8 protein-coding genes, 1 tRNA gene and 1 pseudogene are annotated in these 11,060 nt (G+C 57.5%); 2 read left to right on the forward strand and 8 right to left on the reverse strand.

Going from position 1 to position 11,060, the window contains the following annotated elements; all coding sequences use genetic code 11:
* Positions 1–57 precede the first annotated feature (57 nt).
* Entirely contained in the window at positions 58–303 is a 246-nt protein-coding gene (locus QZZ60_RS07930) for a helix-turn-helix transcriptional regulator (RefSeq protein ID WP_295640254.1), read from the forward strand.
* A 93-nt stretch (positions 304–396) separates the two neighbouring features.
* Here QZZ60_RS07930 and QZZ60_RS07935 read toward each other — a convergent pair whose 3' ends face one another.
* The 8 genes from QZZ60_RS07935 to QZZ60_RS07970 form a co-directional block, all read right to left on the reverse strand.
* Positions 397–1,728, reverse strand: a complete 1,332-nt coding sequence (locus QZZ60_RS07935) for an outer membrane homotrimeric porin (protein WP_295640257.1) — start codon at positions 1,726–1,728, stop codon at positions 397–399.
* A gap of 686 nt (positions 1,729–2,414) precedes the next feature.
* Positions 2,415–2,843: a TOBE domain-containing protein gene (locus QZZ60_RS07940; RefSeq protein ID WP_295640260.1), complete on the reverse strand. Its 429-nt coding sequence runs from the start codon at positions 2,841–2,843 to the stop codon at positions 2,415–2,417.
* 224 nt (positions 2,844–3,067) lie between these two features.
* Positions 3,068–4,282, reverse strand: a complete 1,215-nt coding sequence (locus QZZ60_RS07945; protein WP_295640263.1) for a hypothetical protein — start codon at positions 4,280–4,282, stop codon at positions 3,068–3,070.
* Positions 4,283–4,464: 182 nt separating this feature from the next.
* A tRNA-Ser gene (locus QZZ60_RS07950) sits at positions 4,465–4,558 on the reverse strand.
* Between the two features lie 294 nt (positions 4,559–4,852).
* Positions 4,853–5,782 (reverse strand): riboflavin biosynthesis protein RibF, encoded by a 930-nt coding sequence (gene ribF / locus QZZ60_RS07955; protein WP_295640266.1) that lies wholly within the window; start codon positions 5,780–5,782, stop codon positions 4,853–4,855.
* A 4-nt stretch (positions 5,783–5,786) separates the two neighbouring features.
* Positions 5,787–6,581 carry a thioredoxin domain-containing protein gene (locus tag QZZ60_RS07960; protein WP_295640269.1) on the reverse strand — a complete coding sequence of 265 codons (795 nt, stop codon included), beginning with the start codon at positions 6,579–6,581 and terminating at the stop codon, positions 5,787–5,789.
* Between the two features lie 251 nt (positions 6,582–6,832).
* Entirely contained in the window at positions 6,833–8,200 is a 1,368-nt protein-coding gene (locus QZZ60_RS07965) for an L-serine ammonia-lyase (RefSeq protein WP_295640272.1), read from the reverse strand.
* A 136-nt stretch (positions 8,201–8,336) separates the two neighbouring features.
* A complete protein-coding gene (locus QZZ60_RS07970; RefSeq protein ID WP_295640275.1) occupies positions 8,337–10,172 on the reverse strand; it encodes a cache domain-containing protein in 1,836 nt (611 codons plus the stop codon).
* 620 nt (positions 10,173–10,792) lie between these two features.
* On the opposite strand from QZZ60_RS07970, the pseudogene QZZ60_RS07975 reads away from it, so the two are divergent.
* A pseudogene (locus tag QZZ60_RS07975) lies at positions 10,793–11,060 on the forward strand (sulfite reductase, dissimilatory-type subunit alpha); the annotation flags it as partial.

Genomic DNA, 11,060 nt, shown 5'->3' on the forward strand with positions numbered 1-11,060 from the left:
TAGTGCCCGTCAAGTTTTTCCCTGTCAAAACACATATCTTTCGGAGGGGATGCGTCAATGATAATCAGCAACCTCGGAATCATCATGAAACACAGGAATCTGACCTATGAAGACCTGCAACACCTCTCGCAGGTCGCTCCCGACACCATTGCCAGAGCAAAGGATGGAAGAATAGCCACCTGCAAGCTGGCCACCCTGGACAAGCTGGCCACCGCACTCGACGTCGACATCTGTCAGCTCTTCAGCCATGTTCGGGAAGAAGATTCTCCCGGGCAGACACTGCGAGGAGAAGCAAGGCCATGAACTGCGGATATATCAAAAAAAATGCGGGAGAGAACTTGCGTCCTCTCCCGCGTAAGCCGGATCTCATCCAGCGCGGGCTAGGCCCGCGTCGAATTAGAACTTGTAGGCGAAGTTAAGAGCGGTGCTCCAGCCGTCCTTGTCGATGTTCTTCATGCCATGGTCACCCTTGTCGTAGTCGGTGATCATGTAGGAGAGTTCGAGAACAGCGGTGAGGTTCTTGTAGATGTCGTAGCTGTTGACCAGGTTGAATTCAACAACGCTGTCGCTGGTGGTCATGTATTCCCAGGGATTTTCGCCGCGGGCCAGCTTGTCGTCGTTGGTGCCCTGCCAGTAGGTGACGGTGAAGGCGTGGGTCAGATCTTCAATGAAGGACACGTCTTCGATACCGGCCTGAACGCCCCAGGTGCCGGCGATGTTGTGGCGGGTGGTGGTGTCGAACAGACCATATTCACCGGCGCAGTAGCCGACGGTGGGATGGAAACGGCCGCCGACAGTGGGGATCCAGCCCTGACCAGCGTACTTGGCGTCGCTGTCGTCACCGGAGCCGTACCAGCCGCCCAGGATGGGAGTGCCGTAAGCGGTCTTGTAGGAAGCCTTGGCCTGGATGTACCAGCCGTCACGATCGTTGGGAGCGCCGACGCCTTCGTAGTTCATGGTGCCGTAAGCGCCGGAGAGCTTCAGGGCGAAGGGATCGAAGTAGGTCATGGTGGCGGTGGCGCCGAACCAGTAGGCGTTGCCGTCAGCAATGTTCAGGGTGCCGTCGGTGGAGCCCTGCATGGTGTTGCCCTTGTCGATGGCGCCGTACATCATGTAAGGAGTGACGGAGAAGCCGTCAAACTTGAGGGCAGCGGCCACGGAGAACAGATCGGACTTCTTGGAGGTGTCGGTGTCGTTGGCAATCTCACCGAAAGGACCGTCGCCGGAGAGATAGCCGGCGCGCACCCAGAAGGCGGTCAGGTCAAGCCAATCGGTCACAGGAGAGGAAACCACGATGCCGTCACGGCTGTTCAGGCCAGGGTGCATGATGGCGTTCTTGCCGAAGGCGTCCTGAGGAAGACCGACGAGCTGCTTACCCATACGAACCTTGACGGTGGTCTGGGGAATCATCCAGTCGATGTAGGCCTGACGAACGCCAAGCTTGGTGTTGGCGCTGTTCGTGGTGCCCCAGTCGTAATCGGTGGTGTCGGTGCCGCTGATGCCGGCCTGCAGCTGCAGGTAGCCGGACAGGTTTTCATTGGCGGTGAAGGTCATGCCGAGACGCAGACGCTGACCGGCTTCGTCGAAGTTGTCGCCGGTGCCGACGCGTTCGCCGAGGATGTAGCTGAACATGTATTCACCGTCCATCTTCACGTCAACGGCGGAAGCAGGAGCCGACGCGGCGCAGATCATGCCGGCAGCCAGAAGAAGCGTAGTAAGCTTTTTCATTGTAGTCATTCCTTTGAAAAAAAAGTGGTTGATGAAACCTATGGAAAATCCCTCTTTTTCCATGGAAAGACCCTGCAACAACATTTGATAAAAAAATGATAAAAAAATAAAAATAATATTATAAAAAAGATGAATAATGTATTATTATCATTAGAATAAAAAAAATTTTACACATTATTTTTTCTGCCTCAAAACGCTTCCCCAGCCCCTCATCTCACGCTGAAAAAAAACATGAAAAATATAAAATAATCTATGATATCAATATATTAAAATATCACCTTTCCTATTGACAGCCCTCTGCTTTCCCTTCGAAACGCCGCTGCGCCCCTTTCGGTCGACAACGTCTGGACGGACGGCTTCTGCCGGTCTCCCGGGACAATAACATCGGATAACTATTTATTTTTATAATAAAAGATCATTTCTTTCCCTTGGCGGCCGCCGGCGGCTGCACCGGAATCGGCCGATGAAAGATACAGGAAGAGCCGCATGACAAAATTTTTAACAGGTCCTGCATCCTTCTGGCTCCATTCTCAACTTTCCTTACCGCTCTCCGACAAGTCATGCTCTCCCTCCGCCGTGCCGTCTCATTCCTTAAATAAAGAAGCCCGGAGCTCGATGCTGTGACGAGACTCCGGGCAGAAAAAATCCGTCGGGGAACGACCGTCCGCCGTTCCCTCATGAAGGGACTACGCCTTTGCGGCAAGAATGACGTGAGGCGCCTTGATGGCGGCCTGCACGCTCACGCCTTCCGCAATGCCGGCGTCTTCGAGGCTGTCCACCGTGCACACGGAAGTAAGATGATCGCCGTTGGAAAGCTCCACGGACACGCTGGCCATGATCTGACCCTTCTTGATGGCCTTCACCGTGCCGGGCAGCATGTTGCGGGAAGAAAGAACATAACCATCGATGTCGCGGGCCAGCAGGACGTTAATGCCCTTCACCATGGCCAGGACCTCACGACCGGGGCAGAGGCCGAGGGTCTCGGTGCTCTTGCAGGTGACGATGGCGGAAACCTTCAGTCCGCCTTTGAGATCGATGTCGACCTCATCATTGACCACGCCGCGCTTCACGGACGTAACGACGCCTTCCAGAATATTTCTCGTGGTAACCTTCATAGGTCATCCCTCCATCAAAAGTTACGAACTACATAATCACACGGCCGAGCTTGTCAATGGAGAGGAAAAGGTCCGTGCGGCAACTGTTCCAGAAACGCAGGCCTGATGTCTGTCCGACGACGTTTTCCCATTCTCTCTTCTTCCGAAGGAATGGCCGCCACTCGCCACGCTCATGTGGGCATCGGCAGGAGGCACATCATGCCGATATGAAAAGACAAGGCAGCTCACGGCCCCAGGACTTCAATCACGCTGTCTTCGGGCAGAGCACGCAAAAGACCTTCCATTCTTGTGGAGAATCGTTCAAAAAAACTGATGGTCCGGGCGCGTTCCCTGTCGGGCTCCCTTTCCGACAAATCGCCTCGGGGCAGCCATGACGGAAGCCACGGCCCCTTTTCCAGCATGGCCATATGCTGCCTGAAAAACGGACTGTCACCATATTCCCGGAGCGTGACGACCTCGTTCTTCATGTCTCTCAACATGGCCTGCACGGTTTTTCTGCCGTAGCGGTTGCTGCCGTACCAGTCAAAGCCCTGCTTCTCATAGTCAGGGTCACGCGCATTGAGCGACGGATCATACCATTTTTGAAAAAACGGGTACATATAGCAGTCCAGCACTTCCTCATCCATGGAAAACGAAACGGCGTCGGAAATTCTGCCGCAGATTCTCTGCCCCGACTCTATGCCGCACACCAGAAAGGATGACGCATCCCCGCAAACGCCGTGGCACAAAAAAGGCTGATGCACAGGTCGAGCCACAGCCCTGAACCTCAGATACGGCATCAGAAACTCTTTCATAGCCCCGGAAAGGGAAAGCCTGTACCCTCCAGACGTCGTGCTGACCATAAGTTCCGTCAAGTCGGAAAAACGGAAAACATACTGATACTCGATATCGTCATGAATTTGCGAGTCCGGCTCATTCCCTGACAGCCGATAGCTGGTGATGGTCTCCTTCTTCTCTGCAATGAAAAAATCCTGAAGCTTCCTTCCTTTCACATGCTGACCGAAAAGCCGGTCGGCATCGAAATTCGGCGTATTCAGTCCTTCCATGCACTGCCTGGGAACGGCATTGACGCTGATCCTCGCATTCAGATCACTGCCGGGATGAAACTCCAGTGACGTTCCGTCTTCAAAGTCGAGCACGAAGGGCTCGCACAGTCGGACCGCCCGAGGAGTCACAAGATTTCGACGAACCTCCCGCAGCCCTGCCTCTCTGAGTGCTGCTCCGGATCTGACGGCATGTTCATGCTCATAGCTCTCCAGAGCGGAACAGGTCATGTTGAATGCCGCGCCGATGACTCTGACCCCCGTCAGACGCTTCCCCGTGCCGGCCAGCTTTCTGACGGCCCTCAAAATCTCTTCCGCCCCTCTGTACTCGGGGGCGGACCATTCGTACCAGTCGAACCGATCACAAAACGCATTGTTGCCGAACTGCAGTTTCATCGTCTTCCCTCCACGGGACGGCATGCCTTTCCTGATGTCATGCAATCCGCCCCTGCCCGTTCTGAGCAGAAACGGCCGGCCCAGACAAAGGCAGCGGCTTACAGCATACCATATCTCCTGATAAAACAAAAAGGGCTCTGATTGCCTCAAGCGACAATCAAAGCCCTGGAAATATAACCGTATGGCGGAAAGGGTGGGATTCGAACCCACGTACCGGCTCATCACCGATAACTCGATTTCGAGTCGAGCGCGTTACGGCCTCTTCGCTACCTTTCCACAAACGTGTGTTGTACACGAAGTGCCGCCAGCGGGCAAGCCTTTTTTCCTGCGCTGCAATGGCGACTTTCCGTCGACCTGCCTGCTCTCCACTTCCTTCACGGCTCCGGGCCGCCGCGGAACCTTTTATCCAAGACCGCATGGCTGCCGCCTCCGGCAGATGTCCGAAACAGGGAATGCCGTTTTCCCTGCACATCCGGCAAAAGAAAAGGCCCGTCGGTGAAAGACGGGCCTTTGACATGACGCTTTCGTCCTCCGGGCAGAGCCCGGGAAAATGCGTTTAGGCGTTCTGGCTCAGAGAGGAAGAGCGCGTCTCTCGTCCATGTCGGCATGAAGCTGGGCAATGAGCGCGTCCAGTCCGTCGAACCGGCGATCCTGCCGGAGTCTGGTCAGAAACCTGACTTCAAGTTCCCTTCCGTAGATGTCGCCGGAAAAGTCCATGATGTGCGTTTCAAGCGTCAGCACGGAACCGTCGAAGGTGGGATTCTTGCAGAAGCTCGTCACGGACATGTGCCACTCGCCCGCGCCATCGCCGTCCAGGAGTCTTGCCGAAGTGGCATATACGGCGGGAGCCGTCATGGCCTGCGTATGCGGCACATCAAGATTGGCGGTGGGAATGCCCAGAAGAGGACCTCCCCGTCCAGCGCCGTGCACCACTTCGCCCTGCACGGAAAAAGGACGGCCGAGAAGCGCGTTGGCCTCGTCGAGCCTTCCCTCGGCAAGGGCCTTTCTGATGCGCGTGGAACTGACGGGTGCGCCGTCCATGATCACGGCCTGCACCTGCGTCACGTGCGGGATGCACGTTTTCAGCACATCCATGCCGGCCTGATCTCGCCCCATGCGGAAGTCATACCCTATGAAGAGTTCACTTGCCGCAAGGCCTTCCTCAAGCACGGAACGGCAGAACTCTCCCGCCCCCCTGGCTGCCAGCTCCTTCGTGAAGGGAAGCAGGAGCACGGCGTCCACGCCGAGAGCCTTCATGTATTCAAGACGCTGGGCCGTGGAACAGAGTTCCTTGGGCGCGCGGGATGAAAGCACGGAAACGGGATGAGGGGCGAACGTGACGGCCACGGCAGGCACGTTTCTGGATCTGGCATTTTCCACGGTACGGCGCAAAAGCGCCTGATGGCCGAGATGCACGCCGTCGAAGTTTCCGACGGTGGCCGTGCAGGAAGCCCACGCGCCCTTTCTGCGGAGCGCTTCTGGTTGGGAATCTACGATCATGAGATTACTTTGCCGCCGTGTTCTTGAGCGCCATGTCCACGGCATCTATGAAATTTTCCATGGGAAGAGCACCGCGCAGAACCATGTTGTTCACAAGAAAATACGGAGTGCCCACAAAGCCGAGCGCATTGGCGTCGGCAGCATCGCCGGCCATCATGGCGTCGAGTTCCTTGGCCTTGCTCTTCACCGCGGACTCAACGGCCCTGGCGTCGAACCCGGCTTCCGCGGCAATGGAGCGCATGGCCGACACCGCATCGTCTTCCACCTGCTTCTGGCGGTCGAAGGTGAGCGCGTACATCTTCCACGCCTTGGTCTTGTCCATCTGATAGGCGGCTATGAACCACTCGCCGGCAATGCGGCCCGCCTGCGTCTTGGGAACCTGCTTGAACACCAGCCTGATCTTGCCGGGATAGCGCTTCATGAGATTGCCCACGGTATAGGCGGCCTGATGGCAGTAGGTGCACAAAAAGTCGGAAAAGGCCACGATGGTCACGGGAGCGTTGTCGGGACCGCCCACGGGGCGCCCTTCAAGAGCCACGGCCTTGGGTTCATTGATTTCGGTTTCCCACTGACGGAGCAGCACGGCACGCCGACGCTTGTCCGACCCCTGCTGCACGATGTCGAGCATCTCCTCGCTGTGATCCTTAAGCACGTTGAGAATGATCTCGGGATGTTCCTTCAACACGGCCTCCAGCTGGGAGGTCAGATCCTGAGCGGGCGCGGCCTGCGCGGGACCGACGGTCAGAATGCCGCCGGAAAGCAGAAAGAGTGTCAGACATATATGACGAAGAAACGACATGATTCTCTCCTTTGGCGCGACTATAGCTTTTTCATTACGGGCTGACAAGCCGCACCGAACTTACGACGCATCCCCGCAAACAGGGCATTTCCTGAACGTTCACGTCTGTGTCGGGTCAGCGTTGCGCCGCCGTGAATCCGCTTCATGACAAAAGGTTGCAGTCGAACGTCATGCACGACGCCCCGTGTCGTCCCTGTCTGAGACCGTTTTCTTTCAGGGCAGCCGCGCCTGGAACGGCCATGCGTCATGCGTCAGCAGGTGACCATGCTCACGGCGAGCCCGCCCATGGAGGTTTCCTTGAACTTATGGCTCATTTCCCTGCCGGTTTCGGCCATGGCGGCAATGGCCGCGTCAAGGGATACGCGATGCGCTTCGGTGCTCGTTCCCGTGCTGATGAGAGCCGCGTTGAACGCCTTGACCGCTCCCATGGCGTTGCGTTCGATGCAGGGAATCTGCACGTATCCGCCCACGGGGTCGCAGGTGATGCCGAGGTGATGTTCCAGTGCGACTTCGGCGGCATTCTCCACATAGGGGGAAGGATTGCCCTGCGCATCGGTGAGCATGGCGGCGGCCATGGCCGAGGCAACGCCGATTTCGCCCTGACAGCCCACTTCGGCTCCGGCAATGCTGGCGTTGTGCTTGGCGATGAAGCCCACGGCCGCCGCGGCCAGGAAGCCTTCCCGTATGGCGCGGTCGCCTATGAAAAGGTCATGACGCATGGCGTACACGAGCGCCGGCATGACGCCGGCCGAACCGCAGGTGGGAGCGGTGACGATGACGCCGCCGGATGCGTTCTCCTCGGCGGCGGCAAAGGCGTAGGCATTGAGCCCGGCAAGAAACTTGCCCGGAGAAGAATGAAGGGCACGGGCCCGTTCCTGCAGCATGTGCGCCTTGCGCTCCACCTTGAGCGGACCGGCAAGATAACCGCTGCCGGCAAGACCGTGCCGCACCGATTCCTCCATTCTGTCCAGAATGTTGTTCAGCTCCTCGAGAATGGCCGGACGCGAAGCGCCGGTAATGGCCATTTCGTTGTCCAGCATGATCTCGTAGAGGTTGAGTCCCTCGCTGCGCACGATGTTGCGCAGCTCCTTCATGTTGCTGTAGGGGTGCACGGGCTCTCCGAGCTCCGGAGCCTTCCAGCCGTCCCACTGCACGAAGCCGCCGCCCACGGAGTAATAGGCCTTTTCAAAGAGCACGCTGCCCCCGGCATCGAGCAGTTCCGCCACCAGCGTGTTGCTGTAGGGATAGTTGTGCACCACCGCGTCGTGCACGATGTCGGCCAGAGAAACCAGCGCGCTGCCCACGCCGAGATCCACCTTGTAATCCTTGAGAGGCTCGCCGGAAAGCTGCGCCAGATACCCGGAAGGACAATCCTCGGGCTTCACGCCGAGAAGCCCCGCAAGCACGGCCGCATCGGTGCCGTGTCCCGCACCCGTGGCGCTCAGGGAACCGAAAAGGCGCACCCGAATGCGTGCGGCGCGTGCCAGAACTTCTCTGGGAAGTTCCGCGCAGGTCATGGAAAAAAGACGCCCCGCGGTCATGGGGCCTATGGTATGGGAACTCGACGGGCCCGGCCCGACCTTGAACAGGGAAAAAAGCGACGTGGTGATGGGCCGCATGACGTGGCTCCTCCTGAAGTATGAATGTCGCGACGGTCCGTTCTCCGGGAAGTCGGAACCCGTCACAGGAAGGGGCGGCCTCCGGCCGCCCCTGCAAGAACGCCGTCCCTTTCCGGGACATGACGCAGAAAAGACACTACATCTGAGAGGCTTCGTCCTTCTCCTCGGCCTCCGCTTCCAGGTCCTCGGTGTGCTTGAGTATCTCCTCGAGCTGAATGTCGCCGCACAGCACGCCCACGATTTCGTCCTTGTCGTCCGTCACGGCCTGGGACACGGACAGAATGAGCGCGCCCGTATACTGGGACTGATAGACGTCCGTAACGTGGAGCTCTCCGTCCTGCATGGGCATCTTGAACCAGACGCGGTCGGAGTAGTCATAGCCGGGATCAGGCAGATGTCCGTACTTGTCGGCATTGGCCTCGTCCGTCACCACGGCCTGCAGCAGCTTGCCCTTGGCGTCGGTAAGCGTGATGAACTGGATGTAGGGATAATGATCGGCAAAGCTCTGCATGGCGTCGCAGCGTTCCTGCTCCGAGCGGCTCGCACGGCAGGCTTCGGCAAGACGGGTCATGATGCCGGAGGCGAGGCGGCTTGCGATTCTCTTGAGCTTCTGCAGTTCCGACACGAAGAGCTCGGGCATGTAATGCTTGACGAGCGCCAGCATTTCCTTGTTGGAGAAGGAGGTGTTGCGGCCGGCCTCGTAGGCCTGCATGATGGCGTTGTATATCTGCCCCACGGCCGGATGCTTCTTGGTGACGCGGCGGCTTTCGTCGAGCTCGAGATGACTGTTGATCCAGTAGGCGACGCCGGCACGGCCGGACTTGTCGGTAATGATGATGGGCACGGGCCGGTTGAGGATCTTGTTCGTGTCGAAGATGTTGTAGATTTCCTCGTTCTTTGCCAGTCCGTCCACGTGCACGCCGGCGCTCGTGGCGTTGAAGTCGCTGCCCACGAAGGGGTAGTTCGGCGGAATGGTGTACTCAAGCTCCTTGACGAAGTAGTCGGCGATTTCGGAAATCACCGTGGTGTCGGCCACGTCGTCGTTGCCCGTAAGGGAAATGTATTCCATGACCAGCGCTTCCAGAGGCGTGTTGCCCGTGCGCTCGCCGAAGCCGAGCAGAGCGCCGTTGACCGACGCGCAGCCGTACAGCCAGGCGGTGACGCCGTTGACGAGCACCTTGTGGAAGTCGTTGTGACCGTGCCACTCCAGCCACTGCCCGGGCACGCCCGCCTCATCGGTAAAGGCGCGCACGATGCCCTGAACGGAACGGGGAAGAGCCGCACCGGCGTAGGGAACGCCGAAGCCCATGGTGTCGCAGAGACGTATCTTCACCGGCATGGAAGCCTTGCGGGCCAGTTCCATGAGGCGGGAGGCGAAAGGCAGGCAGAAGCCGTGAATGTCCGCACGGGTGACGTCCTCAAAATGGCAGCGCGGCACGATGCCCCATTCAAGGGCGCGTTCCACGATGCGCAGGTAGTCGTCCATGGCCTGCTTACGGGTCTTTCCTAATTTAAGGTATATGTGATAGTCGGACACGCTGGTAAGCATGCCCACTTCGTCGAACTCCATGTCTCTGGCAATGCGAAGGTCATTCTCGTTGGCACGGATCCAGCCGGTGACCCGGGGGAAGCGGTAGCCACGCGCGCGGCAGGTGTCTATGGCCTTGCGGTCCTTGGCGGAGTACATGAAGAACTCCGACGCCTGAATGAGACCGCTCTTTCCGCCGAGCTTGTGCAGAAGATCGAAAATATGGGCTATCTGCTTCACCGTGTAGGGCGGACGCGCCTGCTGTCCGTCGCGAAACGTGGTGTCGGTGATGAAGCAAGGATCGGCAGGACGCGGAGCGATGATGGTGCCGTCAAATCCTATGCGCCCTATTTTCGTGTAGGGGAAAAGTTCGCGGTAGAGCTGCGGCTCGGCCCTGTCTTCCAGATGAAGGCTGCGCTCAGAACTTTTCTTGAAAAGAATCATTGTACCTCCGATGTCCCACAGGTTCAGACTGCTTTTTTGCGTGAATGGGGTATTGTATCTATTAAGGAAGGAAAAATAAAGCATTATACGGGCTTTAAATTTTCCGTCCCCGCCCCGTGCAGGAAGGCTTCTTCCGTAAAAAATTAATGGCTTTTTCCCATGAATTGTTCTTTTTTTCTCTTGTCTTTTTGCTGTCTCCGCCCTTTCCGGGAGAAGACACAGAAAAAATATCATTTTGTATTTCAGTATGATATAAAAAGCACAATTCAAAACACTTTCCCAAGTCCCGTCCGCTCGTTCCCCTTTGGAACCATCTGCGGACGAGGCAAAAGGCGCCCGCAGAGCGGTTTACCATTTAACCCACCGTATATATTCAGCTTTCTTATTTTTCAGCCGCCGCAGCCCGACGGACGGCTTGTGAACAGAGGCGGAGCTATTGTGCTCAAGTTCAAAATAGGGTAGGTACGGTGTAGACACTGTAAGGCCGGGACTGTACTGTGCCCTCGCACATCCGGCCAAGGTTTGGTGTATCAGGGGTCGCTCTGTCTGAGCGGAAAGTTTTTCCGACTCATTGGTTGGCAAAGCGACAGACCCATAATCAACCATGTGGAGGTAAGGCAATGGCGAAACATGCAACCCCCCTGTTGGACCAGCTCGAATCCGGGCCCTGGCCCAGCTTTGTATCTGATATCAAGCAGCTTGCCGAAAGCAGAGCCAAGAACGCTCAGGGCTTGGATTATCAGATTCCCAGCGACGCTCCCGAGGATCTGCTGGGCATCATGGAACTTTCCTATGAAGACAAGGAAACCCACTGGAAGCACGGCGGCATCGTCGGCGTGTTCGGTTACGGCGGCGGCGTTATCGGCCGTTACTGCGACCAGCCCGAAA

Source organism: uncultured Mailhella sp., from assembly GCF_905187505.1.
GTDB lineage: Bacteria > Desulfobacterota > Desulfovibrionia > Desulfovibrionales > Desulfovibrionaceae > Mailhella.

Coding starts and splice junctions, on each gene's coding strand:
- QZZ60_RS07970 (WP_295640275.1), bottom strand. CDS start 10,172: ATGATTCTTTTCAAGAAAAGTTCTGAGCGCAGCCTTCATCTGGAAGAC.
- QZZ60_RS07960 (WP_295640269.1), bottom strand. CDS start 6,581: ATGTCGTTTCTTCGTCATATATGTCTGACACTCTTTCTGCTTTCCGGC.
- ribF (WP_295640266.1), bottom strand. CDS start 5,782: ATGATCGTAGATTCCCAACCAGAAGCGCTCCGCAGAAAGGGCGCGTGG.
- QZZ60_RS07940 (WP_295640260.1), bottom strand. CDS start 2,843: ATGAAGGTTACCACGAGAAATATTCTGGAAGGCGTCGTTACGTCCGTG.
- QZZ60_RS07930 (WP_295640254.1), top strand. CDS start 58: ATGATAATCAGCAACCTCGGAATCATCATGAAACACAGGAATCTGACC.
- QZZ60_RS07945 (WP_295640263.1), bottom strand. CDS start 4,282: ATGAAACTGCAGTTCGGCAACAATGCGTTTTGTGATCGGTTCGACTGG.
- QZZ60_RS07965 (WP_295640272.1), bottom strand. CDS start 8,200: ATGCGGCCCATCACCACGTCGCTTTTTTCCCTGTTCAAGGTCGGGCCG.
- QZZ60_RS07935 (WP_295640257.1), bottom strand. CDS start 1,728: ATGAAAAAGCTTACTACGCTTCTTCTGGCTGCCGGCATGATCTGCGCC.